At 59.3% G+C, this 15,520-nt stretch carries 19 protein-coding genes; 14 read left to right on the forward strand and 5 right to left on the reverse strand.

Annotated elements, in window-relative coordinates; all coding sequences use genetic code 11:
• Positions 1-32: 32 nt before the first annotated feature.
• The 3 genes from LPU83_RS42550 (at position 33) to LPU83_RS42560 (ending at position 1,515) form a co-directional block, all read left to right on the forward strand.
• Positions 33-278 (forward strand): helix-turn-helix domain-containing protein, encoded by a 246-nt coding sequence (locus tag LPU83_RS42550; protein WP_024312958.1) that lies wholly within the window; start codon positions 33-35, stop codon positions 276-278.
• A 240-nt stretch (positions 279-518) separates the two neighbouring features.
• Complete coding sequence (locus LPU83_RS42555; protein ID WP_024312957.1) at positions 519-983, forward strand: hypothetical protein; 465 nt, start codon at positions 519-521, stop codon at positions 981-983.
• A 64-nt stretch (positions 984-1,047) separates the two neighbouring features.
• Positions 1,048-1,515 carry a DUF4174 domain-containing protein gene (locus tag LPU83_RS42560; protein WP_024312956.1) on the forward strand — a complete coding sequence of 156 codons (468 nt, stop codon included), beginning with the start codon at positions 1,048-1,050 and terminating at the stop codon, positions 1,513-1,515.
• A gap of 22 nt (positions 1,516-1,537) precedes the next feature.
• Here the strand turns inward: LPU83_RS42560 and LPU83_RS42565 are convergent, their stop codons facing one another.
• Together LPU83_RS42565 and LPU83_RS42570 are read right to left on the reverse strand one after the other, a co-directional pair.
• Positions 1,538-2,419 (reverse strand): LysR family transcriptional regulator, encoded by an 882-nt coding sequence (locus LPU83_RS42565; RefSeq protein WP_024312955.1) that lies wholly within the window; start codon positions 2,417-2,419, stop codon positions 1,538-1,540.
• Complete coding sequence (locus LPU83_RS42570; RefSeq protein WP_024312954.1) at positions 2,416-2,730, reverse strand: putative quinol monooxygenase; 315 nt, start codon at positions 2,728-2,730, stop codon at positions 2,416-2,418. The genes LPU83_RS42565 and LPU83_RS42570 overlap by 4 nt, the downstream gene beginning before the upstream one ends.
• Positions 2,731-2,921: 191 nt before the next feature.
• On the opposite strand from LPU83_RS42570, the gene LPU83_RS42575 reads away from it, so the two are divergent.
• From LPU83_RS42575 to LPU83_RS42620, 10 genes are all read left to right on the forward strand, one after another.
• Positions 2,922-4,418 (forward strand): CoA-acylating methylmalonate-semialdehyde dehydrogenase, encoded by a 1,497-nt coding sequence (locus LPU83_RS42575; RefSeq protein WP_037069087.1) that lies wholly within the window; start codon positions 2,922-2,924, stop codon positions 4,416-4,418.
• Between the two features lie 171 nt (positions 4,419-4,589).
• Complete coding sequence (locus LPU83_RS42580) at positions 4,590-4,721, forward strand: DUF898 family protein (protein WP_225039795.1); 132 nt, start codon at positions 4,590-4,592, stop codon at positions 4,719-4,721.
• An 18-nt stretch (positions 4,722-4,739) separates the two neighbouring features.
• Positions 4,740-4,928 (forward strand): M48 family metalloprotease, encoded by a 189-nt coding sequence (locus LPU83_RS42585; RefSeq protein ID WP_425301911.1) that lies wholly within the window; start codon positions 4,740-4,742, stop codon positions 4,926-4,928.
• Positions 4,929-5,017: 89 nt separating this feature from the next.
• Entirely contained in the window at positions 5,018-5,503 is a 486-nt protein-coding gene (gene rirA, locus LPU83_RS42590) for an iron-responsive transcriptional regulator RirA (RefSeq protein WP_024312952.1), read from the forward strand.
• A 332-nt stretch (positions 5,504-5,835) separates the two neighbouring features.
• A complete protein-coding gene (locus tag LPU83_RS42595) occupies positions 5,836-7,431 on the forward strand; it encodes an ABC transporter substrate-binding protein (RefSeq protein WP_024312951.1) in 1,596 nt (531 codons plus the stop codon).
• A 90-nt stretch (positions 7,432-7,521) separates the two neighbouring features.
• Positions 7,522-8,526: an ABC transporter permease subunit gene (locus tag LPU83_RS42600; RefSeq protein WP_024312950.1), complete on the forward strand. Its 1,005-nt coding sequence runs from the start codon at positions 7,522-7,524 to the stop codon at positions 8,524-8,526.
• Between the two features lie 9 nt (positions 8,527-8,535).
• Complete coding sequence (locus LPU83_RS42605; RefSeq protein WP_024312949.1) at positions 8,536-9,426, forward strand: ABC transporter permease subunit; 891 nt, start codon at positions 8,536-8,538, stop codon at positions 9,424-9,426.
• A 1-nt stretch (position 9,427) separates the two neighbouring features.
• Entirely contained in the window at positions 9,428-10,264 is an 837-nt protein-coding gene (locus LPU83_RS42610) for an ABC transporter ATP-binding protein (RefSeq protein WP_024312948.1), read from the forward strand.
• Positions 10,261-11,100: a dipeptide ABC transporter ATP-binding protein gene (locus LPU83_RS42615; RefSeq protein WP_024312947.1), complete on the forward strand. Its 840-nt coding sequence runs from the start codon at positions 10,261-10,263 to the stop codon at positions 11,098-11,100. Before LPU83_RS42610 ends, LPU83_RS42615 begins: the two co-directional genes overlap by 4 nt.
• A gap of 55 nt (positions 11,101-11,155) precedes the next feature.
• Complete coding sequence (locus LPU83_RS42620) at positions 11,156-11,698, forward strand: gluconokinase (RefSeq protein ID WP_024312946.1); 543 nt, start codon at positions 11,156-11,158, stop codon at positions 11,696-11,698.
• A gap of 191 nt (positions 11,699-11,889) precedes the next feature.
• Here LPU83_RS42620 and LPU83_RS42625 read toward each other — a convergent pair whose 3' ends face one another.
• The 3 genes from LPU83_RS42625 to LPU83_RS42635 all read right to left on the reverse strand — a co-directional run bounded on the left by LPU83_RS42625 (position 11,890) and on the right by LPU83_RS42635 (position 14,764).
• Positions 11,890-13,137, reverse strand: coding sequence for an NAD(P)/FAD-dependent oxidoreductase (locus LPU83_RS42625; protein ID WP_024312945.1), 1,248 nt, complete (start codon positions 13,135-13,137; stop codon positions 11,890-11,892).
• A gap of 74 nt (positions 13,138-13,211) precedes the next feature.
• The gene (locus LPU83_RS42630) at positions 13,212-13,715 is read right to left on the reverse strand and encodes an isoprenylcysteine carboxyl methyltransferase family protein (RefSeq protein ID WP_024312944.1); all 504 of its coding nucleotides are present in this window, start codon (positions 13,713-13,715) and stop codon (positions 13,212-13,214) included.
• The gene (locus LPU83_RS42635; RefSeq protein ID WP_024312943.1) at positions 13,712-14,764 is read right to left on the reverse strand and encodes a type III polyketide synthase; all 1,053 of its coding nucleotides are present in this window, start codon (positions 14,762-14,764) and stop codon (positions 13,712-13,714) included. Before LPU83_RS42635 ends, LPU83_RS42630 begins: the two co-directional genes overlap by 4 nt.
• A gap of 163 nt (positions 14,765-14,927) precedes the next feature.
• Here LPU83_RS42635 and LPU83_RS42640 point away from each other — a divergent pair, with 163 nt between their 5' ends.
• The gene (locus tag LPU83_RS42640) at positions 14,928-15,506 is read left to right on the forward strand and encodes a tetratricopeptide repeat protein (protein WP_024312942.1); all 579 of its coding nucleotides are present in this window, start codon (positions 14,928-14,930) and stop codon (positions 15,504-15,506) included.
• Positions 15,507-15,520: the final 14 nt, after the last annotated feature.

A 15,520-nucleotide genomic window follows, 5' to 3' on the forward strand; every position in this document is an offset into this window, starting at 1 on the left:
CTAATTCAGAGTGATTTCAGAAGGAGACTTAAATGTCCATTTCGCTCAGCAATCTGGATGCATCCAAGGCTACCGCCGTCTCGGCCATGAATGTAGCCGCTGCTGTACGTGCCGCTCGTGAGGCGGTCGGCTATAGCGTCGATGACCTCGCAGTGACCTGCGGCCTGGTCGTCAATGAGATTGAGGAAATCGAGGGTGGCGAGGATGCTGATCCCGCCAAGCTCAAGCGGATCGCCGCTGCTTTGCAGGTGCCGCTCTCATCGTTGGTTCCGATGTGATCATGACCTCAGGGCCGGGCAGGCATTTGCCCGCCTGGCCTTGCCTTCCCTTCAAACTGCCTGAAACGACCTCCTTCATTTCTTTTTAACTATCCCCTCCGAACAGGCTGAATGCTTTTGCCCGCAAAGGGTAGTTTTACTGTCGCTGATTGTGCGGTGCGTTAGCAACTTCATAGCAAATGTCCCTCGAAGAGCCGAGCGCCTGTGCGCTGCGGCGGATTCCTGTATCGGGGAGATAGAATGAGCCGGGTTCGTCGCATTGGCGCCACGCGGATTGATTTGAACGAATTTATCAAGCGCAGCGCGCTTGCCGTCCTTTCCATTCTCGCGGTTTTGCTGCCGATCCTGAAGGTCAGCTTCACGAGCGAGTCGGACGAGATGGTTCTCGGGGATTTTCAGCTGCTCGGCGGGGCGGCTTATCTCTTGCCGGTGGCATTTCTCTGCGGTCTTGCGACCGTTGTCATCGATGGCATGCGGGCACACGCTCGCTTCATCGACATGGCCGGATTGATCATTGCGCTGGTGGCTGTCTCGCGCGGCGCATATGCTCTCGGCTCAAGCCTTATGCAGGACGTGGCGCCAGTTGATGAACCTTCGCAAAGGCTCGATCAATTGGCGCAAGTCTCCTTGTCCTACGGCAGCATTCCCTTGCTGCTGGTGCTCTTCGGCGCCTTTTGGCAATTGCGGAAGTCCTGGCGCAACTGAGCTGCATGCCTGCGGATGGAACCGCTCCCGCTCCCTAGACGTTTCGTCGATAGGAGAAATATACATGTCTAAAGCGCTTCTATATGGTGCGACCAAGGTGGACGAAGACAATAGCGCTTATTCCGCCATAGCAAGCCTCGAGCAATTCCAGTGGCGCAACCGCGTCCTAGTCGTCTTTGCCGACAAGAAAAACGCGCGAGCCGCGCGCCAGGAAAATCAGCTTCTCGCCAATCGCGATGCCTTGCAGGAACGCGATATCGTCATTCTCAAGATTACCGGCGGCAGTGTGAGGGTCCTCTTCGGAGCCGGCGAAAATCTCGATGCTGCGGCGATTGCAGGCGAGGTGGGCGATCCCACTGTCGGAGAGTTCGCGGCCTTTCTCGTGGGCAAGGACGGGACGGTGAAGCTCAAGGTCAGCGAACCGATCACCAGCGGCGAACTGTTCGCCATCATCGATGGCATGCCAGTGCGCGCAGCAGAAGTTGCCGCAGAGAAGCAGCAGACGAGCGAAGAGCCTGAGAAGCGCGGCTGATCCTTGTGCTGCTGAGCCTACATCACAGGAATATGTGGCGCTCGGCGGCGACGAGTTCCTGCAGGAAATCGGAAACGGTGCGTACCCGCACGAGTTCACGCGCACTTTCGTGAAACGTCGTCCAGTATGCCCGCCGGATCGAAATATCCGGCAGGATGCGCACCAGTTGGGGATGCTGCCGGGCAATATAATCGTGCAGGATCCCGATCCCGGCGCCCGAAAGTACAGCTTCAGTCTGCCCGGTCGCCGACGAAATCTCGAAGGCCGCGTTCCAGTTGCGCATCACCTCGCCGATGAAGTTCAGCGATTGGGAAAAGATCAGATCCTCGACATAGCCGATCCGCCGGTGCTGCTTCAGGCCCTCTGCGTCAGCAGGCAGGCCGTTGAGCTCGGCATAGCGTCGCGAGGCGTAGAGACCGAGCGTGTAGTCGGTAAGCTTGGCCGAGACGAGGCGGCCCTGTTCGGGCCGCTCCAGCGTGATGGCGATATCCGCCTCACGCTGCGACAGCGAGAAGGACCGCGGTACCGGCACGAGCTGGATCTTCAGTTCCGGATGGCGTTCGATCAGGCGGCCCATGCGGGGCGCGAGAAAGGAAACGCCGAAACCGTCAGGCGCGCCGACACGCACCGTCCCCGCGATCGCCGTATCGGTGCGGCCGAGATTGGCCTGCACGGACAGCATTTCGGTTTCCATCCGCTCCGCAGATGCGAGGAAAACTTCGCCCTCGGCCGTCAGCTCGCAGCCGTTTGTGCGGCGGACGAAAAGGCGGCTCTTCAGCGCCTCTTCCAACGAGGTGAGCCGCCGTGAGAGCGTGGCGTGGTTGAGCCCCAACCTTTTTGACGCGGCAAGGATTTGCCCAGTACGAGCAACCGCGAGGAAGATGCGGACGTCGTCCCAGTTCATGGCTTTGCTCGCATCATGACGGGTTCGACATCGACCAATGTCAGCGACGTCACCATCCCAGCAGTTCCGCTCTTATATTTGAGGAAATGCGGCGTCCTCAGATGCACCTCGTACGCCTTCGAGCTGGCATAGACCTCAAGGATGCGGATTTTGTGCGGACTATCCTTGATGGAGACCGCATGCAGGGAAAGGACGCCGTCCTCCAATGTGACAGATGCCTCGATCTCCTCAGCCAATAGAGCGCGATAGGCTTCAAGCTGGTCCGGATCGATCTCGAGCTCCGCCATTCTGACGACAAGTTTGCCGCTCATTGAAGTACTGCCTCCTCTTGAGTTCGGTTTGCCCGCTGCGTGCCGGGCCAAGCCTCGGAATAGAACTTGGGAGAAGCATCGGCTCTCGGCTGAGCTTCAATTCATGCACAACGGTTGCTTATCTTAGCTCATTGATTTGTGCAAATTGAAGTGCGATTGTTGGCCATCCAAAAAAACAGGAGGAGCATCCTATGCGTGAGATTGGTCATTTCATCGGCGGTAAGCATGTCGCTGGCACCAGCGGCCGCACCAGCAACATCTTTAATCCGGCAACCGGCGAAGTTCAGGCGACTGTGGCGCTGGCAAGCGTCGAGGATTTGCGCGCCGCCGTCGAGAACGCCAAGGCCGCTCAGCCGAAGTGGGCAGCCACGAACCCGCAGCGCCGCGCCCGCGTCTTCTTCAAGTTCGTCGAGCTGCTGAACAAGCACATGGATGAACTCGCGACACTTCTGTCCACCGAGCACGGCAAGACTGTCGAAGATTCCAAGGGCGACATCGTCCGTGGTCTTGAAGTCTGCGAATTCGTCTGCGGTATTCCGCATCTGCAGAAGGGTGAATTCACGGAAGGCGCCGGTCCTGCTATCGACATGTATTCGATGCGTCAGGCGGTCGGTATCGGTGCGGGCATCACCCCGTTCAACTTCCCGGCCATGATCCCGATGTGGATGTTTGCGCCGGCAATTGCCTGCGGCAACGCTTTCATCCTGAAGCCGTCCGAGCGCGATCCGTCCGTACCGCTGCGTCTTGCAGAACTGATGATTGAGGCTGGCCTCCCGGCAGGCATCCTGAACGTGGTCAACGGCGATAAGGCTGCGGTTGACGCCATCCTGACGGATCCGGATATCGGCGCGGTCTCCTTCGTCGGTTCCACGCCGATTGCCCGCTACGTCTATGGAACGGCTGCCATGAACGGCAAGCGCGCACAGTGCTTCGGCGGCGCGAAGAACCACATGATCATCATGCCCGACGCCGACATGGACCAGGCCGTCAACGCTCTGATGGGCGCAGGCTACGGCTCTGCCGGCGAGCGCTGCATGGCGATCTCGGTCGCCGTCCCGGTCGGTGAGGATACCGCCAATCGCCTGGTGGAGAAGCTGGCGCCGAAGATCGAGTCGCTCCGCATCGGTCCTTACACCGACGAGAAGGCCGACATGGGTCCGCTCGTCACCAAGGAAGCCTATACCCGTGTCAACGGGCTTATCGACCGTGGCGTGGAGCAGGGTGCAAAGCTCGTCGTCGATGGCCGCGGCTTCAAGCTGCAGGGCTACGAGGACGGCTATTTCGTCGGTGGCACGCTGTTCGACCATGTCACGCCTGACATGGATATCTACAAGACCGAGATCTTCGGGCCGGTCCTCTCCGTCGTTCGCGCCAAGAACTACGAGGAAGCCCTGGATCTGCCGATGAAGCACGAATATGGCAATGGTGTCGCGATCTACACCCGTGATGGCGATGCCGCCCGTGACTTCGCCTCGCGCATCAATATCGGCATGATCGGCATCAACGTTCCGATCCCGGTTCCGCTTGCCTACCATTCCTTCGGCGGTTGGAAGGCATCGAGCTTCGGCGACCTCAACCAGCACGGTTCGGACTCGATCAAGTTCTGGACCAAGACGAAGACGATCACCGCCCGCTGGCCCTCGGGTATCAAGGACGGCGCCGAATTCGTCATGCCGACGATGAAGTAAGCGAACAACGATGTAATTGAATTGGGGGCTTAGGCCCCCAATTTACTCTTTTAAGTTGCTGAATTCGAGCGTGCGCGCTTCTCAATCCGCGACCGAATAGCTAGGTCCGACCTCGAGCCGTCAGTACGACTGGCCGAGGGGTAGGGAAAACACATGCTCTTTACGAATCAAATGCTGGCGGAAGCCCCAGCAAACCCGTTTGTACGCGCGAAATTCACCGGCAGCGCGTCTAAATATTTCGGCATCTGGATCGTCAACGTACTTCTGACAATCGCGAGAGAGCGGTCTTGTCGAGCGTGCTGAGTGCGATCAGTCGATCTCATGCGCAACGTAGGAATGGACCCGGTTGCGCTCGTTCGCTTCTTCGGCGCGCTCGAAGAGAAGCTCGCGGATCATTCCAGAACAAGCATGCTATCCACCCATCCTGGAACGCCGGACCGCAAGGACGCCATCCTGAAGTATCGGGCGGTTCGGACTGAAATAACCGTCGCGGCAATCCGTCTCACATAAGGTGAATATGAATTTCATATTTTGGAATTGTTCAAAACTACCAAAGCCACTATATACACCACTTGCAACTGACGATTCTGGAGATCGGCATGCGTTTGACCAAGCAGACCAACTATGCGGTTCGCATGTTGATGTATTGCGCTGCCAATGATGGGCAGCTGAGCCGGATTCCGGAGATTGCCAGGGCATATGGCGTTTCTGAACTCTTTCTGTTCAAGATCTTGCAGCCTCTCAACAAGGCCGGCCTGGTCGAGACGGTTCGCGGCCGCAACGGCGGTGTGCGGCTCGGCAAACCGGCGAAGGACATTAGCCTCTTCGACGTGGTTCGCGTCACGGAAGATAGCTTTGCGATGGCCGAGTGCTTCGAGGACGACGGCATGGTCGAATGCCCGCTTGTCGACAGCTGCGGCTTGAACTCCGCCTTGCGCAAGGCGCTCAACGCCTTTTTCGACGTGCTGGCGCAATATTCGATCGACGATCTCGTCAAGGCGCGGCCGCAGATCAACTTCCTGCTGGGCCTGACGGGCGATCGTGAACCTCGTCGCAAGCCGACGATTGCCGCTCCGGCGGCCTAACCCGCGATGACGAATTTTGATGCGACCGTGGCAGAGTTTCGTGCCGCGGTTGTTCTGTTTTAGGGGAGTTTGGGGCTAAAAATTCGCGCGTGGCGTGTGCAGCAATGCTCTTGCCGACGCGAAATTATACCAAATGCGACAGGAATCGAGTTTATCCAGTCCGTTTATTTCTAAATGCGGCCCATTTTTGGCGGAAAATTACTAAAGTTGTCCATCTGGAAAAATTTTCCACTTCGGTCGTTGATTTCAGCAAATAAATGTCGTTCCATCTGCCGTCATTCCGGAGGGTTTCCGGGATCTCAAAGAAAAGAACAAACCTGGGAAACGATATCATGAAAAAGATGTCTGTCTTGTTGGCCGCGACGGTCCTGGCTTCGGCCATGGCATCCGCAGCGTGGTCCAAAACGCTCGTTTACTGCTCCGAGGGCTCGCCGGAAGGCTTCGATCCCGGCATTTACACTGCAGGCACCACTTTCGACGCTTCCTCGCGCACGGTCTACAGCCGTCTCGTCGAGTTCCAGCACGGCAAGACCGAAATCGAGCCGGGCCTGGCCGAAAGCTGGACGGTTTCCGACGACGGCATGGTCTACACCTTCAAGCTCCGTCCGGGCGTCAAGTTCCAGACGACCGAGTTCTTCACGCCAAGCCGCGATCTGAACGCTGATGACATCGTCTTCTCGTTCGAGCGCCAGTTGAAGGCTGATAGCCCGTGGGCGAAGTATGTCGCTGGCGTTTCCTACGAATATGCGGCAGGCATGGGCTTCCCCGACCTCATCAAGTCGGTCGAGAAGGTCGACGACCTGACCGTCAAGTTCACGCTGAACCATCCGGAAGCACCGTTCCTCGCTGACCTCGCAATGGACTTCGCCTCCGTTCTGTCGAAGGAATATGCCGACAAGCTGCAGGCTGACGGCAAGATGGAGCAGATGAACCAGATGCCGCTCGGCACCGGTCCGTACACCTTCGTCGCCTACCAACCGGATGCCGTCATCCGCTACAAGGCCAACGAAACCTACTTCAAGGGCAAGGAAAAGATCGACGATCTCGTTTTCGCGATCACCCCGGACGCTTCCGTCCGTGCCCAGAAGCTGAAGGCCGGCGAATGCCACATCATGCCGTACCCGAACGCGGCTGACATCAAGGATCTGCAGACCGATTCGAGCCTGAAGGTTCTGGAACAGCCGGGCCTGAACGTCTCCTACCTCGCCTACAACACGCTTCAGGCTCCGTTCGACAAGGCCGAAGTGCGCAAGGCGCTGAACATGGCGATCAACAAGCAGGCGATCGTCGAGGCCGTCTTCCAGGGCGCCGGCCAGGTTGCCAAGAACCCGATCCCGCCGACGATGTGGTCGTATAACGACGCCATCAAGGACGACGCCTACAACCCGACCGAGGCCAAGGCCCTGCTCGAAAAGGCTGGCGTCAAGGATCTCAGCATGAAGATCTGGGCAATGCCGGTTTCGCGTCCGTACATGCTGAACGCACGTCGCGCCGCTGAACTGATGCAGGCTGACCTCGCCAAGGTCGGCGTCAAGGTCGACATCGTTACCCACGAATGGGCTGAATACCTGAAGCTCTCCAAGGACAAGGCCCGCGACGGTGCTGCGATCCTCGGCTGGACGGGTGACAACGGCGACCCGGACAACTTCCTTGATACCCTGCTCGGCTGCGAAGCCGTCGGCGGAAACAACCGCGCGCAGTGGTGCAACAAGGAATTCGACGACCTCGTGAAGAAGGCCAAGAAAACCGCTGACGTCGCTGAGCGCACCAAGCTCTACGAACAAGCTCAGGTCGTCTTCAAGAAGGAAGCTCCGTGGGCGACGATCGATCACTCCACGGAATTCGTACCGATGAGCGCCAAGGTTTCCGGCTACGTGCAGGATCCGGTTGGTGTTCACCGCTTCGACGGCGTTGATATCGCCGAGTAATCAAAATTATGCAAAGATGCCCGGCAATCCCGGGCTTGGCCGGCGGTCAGGTTTGATACCTGACCGCCGGAACACTATGGACACTTGCCAATGTTGCGATTTCTCATCGGACGCCTCGCGATCCTGATCCCAACCTTCATCGGCGTTTCGCTCATCGCCTTCTCGTTCATCCGTCTGCTGCCCGGCGATCCGGTCATGCTGATGTCGGGCGAACGTGTGATGGCGCCGGAACGTCATGCCCAGGTCATGCATGATCTCGGCCTCGATCGTCCGGTCTACGTGCAATACCTGGATTACCTCGGCAATGTGGTGCAGGGTGATCTCGGTTCGTCGATCGTCACCAAGCGCCCGGTTCTGCAGGAGTTCGGTTCGCTGTTTCCGGCGACGCTCGAGCTCTCGCTCTGCGCCATCCTGTTTGCCATCGTGCTTGGCATCCCCGCTGGCATCTTCGCAGCTGTCAAGCGGGGAACATGGTTCGACCAGGGTGTGATGGGCGTGGCCCTTGTCGGCTATTCGATGCCGATCTTCTGGTGGGGGCTGCTGCTCATCGTTCTCTTCTCGAATACGCTGCACTGGACCCCTGTGTCTGGCCGCATCTCGCTGATGTATTTCTTCAAGCCGGTTACCGGCTTCATGCTGATCGACAGCCTGCTGTCCGGCCAGGCCGGCGCATTCAAGTCCGCGTTCGTTTCGTTGATCCTGCCGACGATCGTTCTCGGAACCATCCCGCTTGCCGTCATCGCGCGGCAGACACGCTCGGCCATGCTTGAAGTGCTGGGAGAAGACTATGTTCGCACCGCACGCTCCAAGGGCCTCGCACCGATACGCGTCGTCGGCCTGCATGCGCTGCGCAACGCCATGATACCGGTTGTGACTTCGATCGGTCTGCAGGTCGGCGTCCTGCTCGGCGGCGCAATCCTGACGGAAACGATCTTCTCCTGGCCGGGTATTGGCAAATGGATGGTCGATGCCGTCTTCAAGCGCGACTACACCGTCGTTCAAGGCGGGCTGCTGCTGATCGCCGGCATCATCATGATCGTCAATCTGATCGTCGACCTCATGTACGGTCTCATCAACCCACGTATTCGTTACTAGGAGCGGCTTATGAGTGTGATAACCACCAAGTCGACCCAACCGTCGGGGCTCTCTGAGTTCTGGTACTACTTCTCTCGCAACAAGGGCGCCGTCATCGGCCTCGGCATCTTTCTGCTGGTCCTTTTTATGGCGATCTTCGCGCCGTTGATTGCCCCGCATGATCCGAACGTTCCTTTCGACGGCATGCAGCGCGTGCCGCCGGTGTGGTCGGAAAAGGGCAATTCGATGTTCCTGCTCGGAACGGATGCCGTCGGTCGCGATATGCTTTCGCGTCTGATTTATGGCACGCGCTTCTCGCTGTTCATCGGCCTCGTCGTCGCATCGCTGTCTGCTGTCGCCGGCGTCCTGCTCGGCCTCGTTGCCGGCTATTTCCGCGGTCGCGTCGACACCTTTATCATGCGCGTCATGGATATCATCCTGGCCTTCCCGTCGTTGCTGCTGGCCCTCGTGCTGGTCGCCGTCCTGGGTCCCGGCCTGCTGAACGCCATGATCGCCATCTCGATCGTCAATCAGCCGCATTTCGTGCGCCTGACGCGCGCTGCTGTGATCAGCGAGCGCGAGAAGGAATATGTCGTAGCATCACGCGTGGCGGGCGCCGGTACGTTCCGTCTCATGTTCAAGACCATTCTGCCGAATTGCTTGGCGCCGCTGATCGTCCAGGCGACGCTCGCATTCTCTGCCGCGATCCTGGATGCCGCGGCTCTCGGCTTCCTCGGCATGGGTGCCCAGCCCCCGACATCAGAGTGGGGCACAATGCTTGCCGACGCGCGTGAATTCTTCCAAAGCTCGCCATGGCTCGTTACTTTCCCGGGTCTCTGCATCCTCATCACCGTTCTCGCCATCAACCTGATGGGCGACGGTCTGCGAGATGCGCTTGATCCCAAACTGAAGAGGTCCTGAGATGGCACTTCTTGAAATTGAAAATCTCGCCGTCGAATTCCAGACGTCTACGGGTCCGTTTCGCGCCGTTGATGGTGTGTCGCTGAAGGTAGATGCTGGTGAAGTTCTTGCAATCGTTGGGGAGTCTGGCTCCGGTAAGTCGGTCTCGATGCTCGCAGCGATGGGGCTTCTGCCGTGGACGGCAAAGGTGACGGCCGACAAGATGGTCTTCGACGGCCGTAATCTGCTTGGCATGTCGGCAAGCGAACGACGCAAGATCATCGGCAAGGATATGTCGATGATCTTCCAGGAGCCGATCGCCAGCCTCAATCCCTGCTTCACGGTCGGCTTTCAGATCGAAGAGGTTCTGCGAATCCATCTGGGTCTCGACAAGGCTGCGCGGCGCAAGCGCGCGATCGAGCTGTTCGAGGCCGTTGGCATTCCCAACCCTGCCGAGCGGCTCGGCCATTACCCGCATCAGATGTCGGGTGGCCAGTGCCAGCGCGTCATGATCGCCATTGCGATCGCCTGCAATCCCAAGCTTCTGATCGCCGACGAACCGACGACTGCGCTCGACGTGACCATTCAGAAGCAGATCCTCGATCTCCTGATGCGGCTGCAGACGGAGCATCGGATGGGCCTCATCATGATTACGCACAATATGGGCGTCGTCGCCGAGACGGCCGATCGGGTGATCGTTCAATACAAGGGCCGCAAGATGGAAGAGGCCGACGTTCTGTCGCTCTTCGAGTCCCCCAAGAGCGATTATACCCGGGCACTGCTTGCCGCCCTGCCGGAGAATGCCACCGGCGACCGGCTGCCGACCATCGGCGAGATTTTCAAGGGAGCGGCCCAATGACGCCAGTCCTCGAAGCAAAGAACATTGTCCGCAACTATTATCTGCCGGGCGGCCTCTTCAAGAAGGAGAGAACCGTACATGCCGTCAAGGGCGTCAGCTTCAAGGTGGAGCAGGGCAAGACGCTGGCGATCGTCGGCGAAAGCGGTTGCGGCAAGTCTACCCTTGCCCGCATCGTCACGATGATCGATCCGGCGAGTGGCGGAGACCTGTTCATCGATGGAACGAAAGTCGATATCGCTGCGGGCGATATGACACCGGAAATTCGCCGCAAGGTCCAGATCGTCTTCCAGAACCCATACGGTTCGCTCAACCCGCGCAAGAAGATCGGCGACATCCTGATGGAGCCGCTGATCATCAACACCGATACGCCCGCCGCTGAGCGGCGCGAATTGGCGATGGCGATGCTCAAGAAGGTCGGCCTCCAGGAGATCCATTTCAACCGCTATCCGCATATGTTCTCCGGCGGCCAGCGTCAGCGCATCGCGATCGCCCGCGCTCTGATGTTGAAGCCGAGGCTCCTGGTTCTCGACGAGCCGGTGTCCGCGCTTGATCTCTCGGTCCAGGCACAGGTGCTCAATCTGCTCGCAGACCTGCAGGACGAACTGAACCTCGCCTATGTCTTCATCAGCCACGACCTGTCGGTCGTCCGCTATATGGCCGACGATGTCATGGTGATGTATTTCGGAGAGGCCGTGGAATACGGCACGCGGGATCAGGTTTTCAATGATCCGCAGCACAGCTACACGAAGACATTGTTTGCGGCCACGCCGCGCGCCGATGTCGAAACCATCAGGGCGCGTATTGCCCGTAAGAATGCCGCCCTGGTAGCTTCGTAGGCAGGGTTCGCCAGCGTTGGCGGCACCGGTGCCGGAGTGATGAGCGAGATGAGCGATGCCAGAGACTAATGGGACCCCTTACGCCATCATCGTCATGGGTGTCAGTGGTTGCGGCAAATCGTCCATTGGCCTGAGAATTTCGGAAGCCCTCGGCATGCAATTTGTCGAGGGCGACCAGCTTCATCCGGCATCGAATGTCGAGAAGATGTCGAAGGGCATTCCGCTGACGGACGACGACCGCATGCCTTGGCTCGATCTGATCGGTCAAACGATGAAAGCGTCGCTTGATCGCGGACAGGGCGTTGTCGTTTCCTGCTCGGCGTTGAAGCGCATTTATCGCGACCGGCTGCGCAAGGCGGTGAATGGCAATCTGTTTTTCGTCTATCTGTCGGGCTCGAAGGAGCTGTTGACGAAACGAATGGGCGAGCGCAAGGGCCACTTCATGCCCCCATCGTTGCTGGAAAGCCAACTCGCGACACTCGAAGTGCCAACCGGTGAGCCCGGCGTCGTGACCGTCGATATCGACGATACGATCGGAGGGATCGCGGAGACAGCGCTCCGCGATCTCAATATCTTAAGCCGATGGCCTAAAATCTGAATCCTGATTTAGATAAAGAGATAGAGCAGGATTTCAGCGGAAAACCGCTCACACTTTCGGCATCCCGCTCTCGCCGTCGGTCCGTAGCAGGACTGTCTTCTCGAAGAAGAAATGCGGCCGCAGGCGGACCCCGATGACGTTGCCGGCAAATGCCGCCACTGCATAGCGGCTGCCCGCTATGCAGGCGTTGCTTATGGGTTGAAGCGCTGCGGCGAATAGGCAGAAATGTCGATGAACGGCGCCCCACCGGTGATCACTTCCGCTAGGACGCGGCCGGTGACCGGCCCGAGCGTCAACCCGTGATGTGCGTGGCCGAATGCGAACCATAATCCGTCGTGTCGGGGCGCCTTTCCAATGATGGGCAACATATCAGGCGTGCAGGGGCGGGCGCCCATCCATGGCTCCGGATCAAGCCTTTCGCCGAGCGGAAAGACCGTTCGTGCCACCTTCTCGGCACGGTCGAGCTGCACGGGTGTCTTCGGCGCATCCAGCGCGGCGAATTCAGCACCAGTCGTCAGCCGGATACCGCGGCTCATCGGTGCAAGGAAGTAACCCCGCTCAGCATCGAGCGTCCAGTTGTTGAGGGTCGCATTGTTTGCCGCGGCATAGTGCATGTGATAGCCGCGCTTGACGCCGAGCGGGAAGGCGTAGCCGAGCCGACGTGTCGCAACCGCGGCCCAGGGGCCGAGCGCCAGGACCACATCCTCCGCGTCCAGCGGGCCTTCGCTGGTCACCACCCGCCAGCTCGCGCCGGAGCGACCAAGGGAGTTGGCGTCACCGCTGACACACCTGCCGCCGAGGCTCTCGAAATAGGAGCGATAGGCTATCGTCAAGCCGTGCGGGTCGAGCACCGACCATGGATCACGCCACCGCAGGCCGCCGAGGAAATCTCCCTTGATATGGGGTTCGAGCCGCGCCACGGCGGCGGCGTCCAACTGCTCGTGCATGACCCCGAACTCGGCCCGCAGCCGCTCGGCCTCGGCGAATTCGGCATCGCGCCGGCCGGCCGTGCGGAAGATTTCCATCCAGCCATCCTTGCGGATCAGATGCTGCGCATTGGACGCTTCGATCAGATCGTTGTGCTCGGAAATCGAGTGCTCGATGAGCGGGGCATAGGCGCGGGAGATCATCTCGTGGCGCTTGGCATTGGAATTCCACCAGTAGCGGGCGAGGAAGGCAAGCTGCCCCGGCAACGCCTTGAGGTGATAGTGGGCGTCGATACGGTTGTTGAAGGCGTAGCGTATCAAAAGGCCGAACTGCTGCGGAAAGCCATATGGCACGACGCCTTCGCGCTGAATGAGACCGGCGTTGCCGAACGAGGTTTCATTGCCTGGCGCCTTGCGGTCGATCAACGTCACCTGCAGCCCCCGGCGCTGCATGTGAATGGCCGTCGATACGCCGACGATGCCGGCGCCAAGTACAATTGCGTTCTTTGTCATTGCAGGGCAGTCCACTTATTGCAAGCAATGAAAATGCCGCTCCGACGCGCTGCAAGCAAACGAAAAATCTCGTTTCATTTCAAAAACATTGTCGTTTTCAGCGCCTCGTTTTCGGCTTTGATGCGGACATAAAGCACTGCCGCGTTGAGCACCGAGAATATCGCCGCGTAGACGGGCATCCCGAAGGCTAGAGGAAGCACGGCGATCTCGCCTACCACGACAGCATAATTCGGATGGGCCATGAACCGGTAGGGACCGCTGCTGACAAGTGGAGCGCTCGGCAGCACGATAATGCGTGTCGTCCATCGCCCCTTGAGCGTGCCGATGACCCAGAGCCGGCCTGCCTGTAGAACGATGAAAATGGCAAACCATATCGGGTCGACCGGGCGGCCCATCGCCAGCAACCACAATCCGGCTATCCAGCAGCTATGCAGGGCCACCATGTAAGGATAGTGCTGCGGCGCGACCTCCTTCGCACCGCTGCTCAGAAGCAACTGCGTATTGTGACGGGCAAGGGCAAGTTCCGCGAGGCGCTGTGCCGTCACGAAGGCGAGGAGTGCAACGGAGGGCCACATCATGCAACCCTCTTCAAGGTCACACAGCTTGCGGTAAAACCCGGCCCCATGGCGACCATCGCGCTGCGCTCCGGTAGCCCTGCCTTCAGGGCACGCTCGAGCACGAAGAGAATCGTGGGCGACGACATGTTGCCATATTCGGCAAGTACCGCGCGCTCGTGATCCAGAGTTCCCGATTCAAGCGACAGCGCGCTTTCCAGGGCTGCAAGCACCCTTGTGCCGCCGGGATGGCAGATGAAGCGATCTATATCCCGTCGCGAGAGGCCGTTGCGCGCTAATATCCCGTCAACGGCCGGGCCGAGTTCCGCCTCGGCAAAGGGCGGCAGCGATTGGGCAAGAACCACGCCGAAGCCGGTGTCGTCGATCTTCCAGCCCATGATGCCAAGCGTATCGGGGAAAAGATGTTCGCCCGTCGACTCAACCTCAGCCTTGCCCTCCGGTCCCGCCCGGAGAATGCAGGCGGCGGCGCCGTCGCCGAAAAGCGCCGTGGCGATGATGTTCGCGCGCGTCAGCTCGTCCAGCCGAAACGCCAGCGTGCAAAGTTCGACTGTTACGAAAAGCACTGTCTTGCCTGGCCGATCCTGGGCAAACCGCGAGGCAATGGCGAAGCCGGAAACGCCCGCGGCGCAGCCGAGCCCGAACACGGGAACGCGTTCGATGTCCGAGCGAAAGCCCATCCTCTGTGCGAGCTGTGCATCGAGGCTCGGTGTCGCAATCCCGGTGGACGAGATGGTGACGATGCAGTCGACGTCGCGTCCCTGCAGGCCCGCCTGCTTCAGTGCATTGGTGGTTGTCTCGAAAAACAGGCTGCGCGCCACCTCGCCATAGGCTTCCATCCGGTCCTGCCAGCCATGCGGCTCGATGAACCATTCCAGGGGACGGGCGGCATAGCGTTTCCGGATGCCCGCATTGTCAAAGACGCTGGCGAGATGCGAAAAGTCCCTGAAGCGGGACGAGAACAGGCGAGCGGAGGTCTCCGCTGCTTCCTTTTGTGTAATGACATGCTCGGGCGTCGCGACGGCAAGGCTCAGTAATTTTACGGTATCGCTCACGGAATACTCCTTCTGGCCGGCGCGTGAGCGGCTAACACCTCAGCCCTGCATTTATTCGGTGGCGCCGGGACCGCGCGACGAGAAAAAGAAGAGCCGCCATCGAATAAAGTTCCGGGCAACAGTGTTCATTCGGCGCCAACGTCATTTTCCTAGGAGATATCCCATGACGATCGCGACTGTTCGTATTGCTTCCATCCTCGTCGGCGGCTGCATTGCCGCTTTTGCGCTTTCGGCCCCTGCTTTCGCGATAGGCGGCGGTGGCAGCGGCAGTGGTAGTGGCTCAAGTGGCGCCGGTAGTTCTGGCGGCAGCAGCGACACGATGCCGACCTGCAAGAAGGGCCAGATGTACGACAAGAGGACGAAGAGGTGCGTCAAGCAGAGCAGCGCCAACGTGACGGAAGAAAACCGCACGGACTATGCCTATTCGTTGGCGAAGGCCGGACGCTATGAAGAAGCGCTTGCCATGCTCGATACGTTGAAGAACCCGAATACTGCCGAGGCCCTGAATTATCGCGGCTACGCCACCCGCAAGCTTGGCCGCACGGATGAAGGAATTTCCTACTACCTGAAGTCTGTCGAACTTGATCCCAAGTATGCGCAGGTGCGCGAATATCTCGGCGAAGCGTACGTCATCAAGGGGCGCCTCGATCTCGCCAAGGAGCAGCTCGAAACGATCAAGGCGATCTGCGGCACAGAATGCGAGGCGTATCGCGATCTCAACGAAGCGATCCTCAAGCCCTAGAAGCTGTGACCCTG

The sequence above is a fragment of the Rhizobium favelukesii genome (assembly GCF_000577275.2).
Lineage (GTDB): Bacteria > Pseudomonadota > Alphaproteobacteria > Rhizobiales > Rhizobiaceae > Rhizobium > Rhizobium favelukesii.

What these genes read in the sequence shown, in the direction of transcription:
- LPU83_RS42550 (WP_024312958.1), top strand. Translation starts at nt 33, where the DNA reads ATGTCCATTTCGCTCAGCAATCTGGATGCATCCAAGGCTACCGCCGTC.
- LPU83_RS42555 (WP_024312957.1), top strand. Translation starts at nt 519, where the DNA reads ATGAGCCGGGTTCGTCGCATTGGCGCCACGCGGATTGATTTGAACGAA.
- LPU83_RS42560 (WP_024312956.1), top strand. Translation starts at nt 1,048, where the DNA reads ATGTCTAAAGCGCTTCTATATGGTGCGACCAAGGTGGACGAAGACAAT.
- LPU83_RS42565 (WP_024312955.1), bottom strand. Translation starts at nt 2,419, where the DNA reads ATGAACTGGGACGACGTCCGCATCTTCCTCGCGGTTGCTCGTACTGGG.
- LPU83_RS42570 (WP_024312954.1), bottom strand. Translation starts at nt 2,730, where the DNA reads ATGAGCGGCAAACTTGTCGTCAGAATGGCGGAGCTCGAGATCGATCCG.
- LPU83_RS42575 (WP_037069087.1), top strand. Translation starts at nt 2,922, where the DNA reads ATGCGTGAGATTGGTCATTTCATCGGCGGTAAGCATGTCGCTGGCACC.
- LPU83_RS42580 (WP_225039795.1), top strand. Translation starts at nt 4,590, where the DNA reads ATGCTGGCGGAAGCCCCAGCAAACCCGTTTGTACGCGCGAAATTCACC.
- LPU83_RS42585 (WP_425301911.1), top strand. Translation starts at nt 4,740, where the DNA reads ATGCGCAACGTAGGAATGGACCCGGTTGCGCTCGTTCGCTTCTTCGGC.
- rirA (WP_024312952.1), top strand. Translation starts at nt 5,018, where the DNA reads ATGCGTTTGACCAAGCAGACCAACTATGCGGTTCGCATGTTGATGTAT.
- LPU83_RS42595 (WP_024312951.1), top strand. Translation starts at nt 5,836, where the DNA reads ATGAAAAAGATGTCTGTCTTGTTGGCCGCGACGGTCCTGGCTTCGGCC.
- LPU83_RS42600 (WP_024312950.1), top strand. Translation starts at nt 7,522, where the DNA reads ATGTTGCGATTTCTCATCGGACGCCTCGCGATCCTGATCCCAACCTTC.
- LPU83_RS42605 (WP_024312949.1), top strand. Translation starts at nt 8,536, where the DNA reads ATGAGTGTGATAACCACCAAGTCGACCCAACCGTCGGGGCTCTCTGAG.
- LPU83_RS42610 (WP_024312948.1), top strand. Translation starts at nt 9,428, where the DNA reads ATGGCACTTCTTGAAATTGAAAATCTCGCCGTCGAATTCCAGACGTCT.
- LPU83_RS42615 (WP_024312947.1), top strand. Translation starts at nt 10,261, where the DNA reads ATGACGCCAGTCCTCGAAGCAAAGAACATTGTCCGCAACTATTATCTG.
- LPU83_RS42620 (WP_024312946.1), top strand. Translation starts at nt 11,156, where the DNA reads ATGCCAGAGACTAATGGGACCCCTTACGCCATCATCGTCATGGGTGTC.
- LPU83_RS42625 (WP_024312945.1), bottom strand. Translation starts at nt 13,137, where the DNA reads ATGACAAAGAACGCAATTGTACTTGGCGCCGGCATCGTCGGCGTATCG.
- LPU83_RS42630 (WP_024312944.1), bottom strand. Translation starts at nt 13,715, where the DNA reads ATGATGTGGCCCTCCGTTGCACTCCTCGCCTTCGTGACGGCACAGCGC.
- LPU83_RS42640 (WP_024312942.1), top strand. Translation starts at nt 14,928, where the DNA reads ATGACGATCGCGACTGTTCGTATTGCTTCCATCCTCGTCGGCGGCTGC.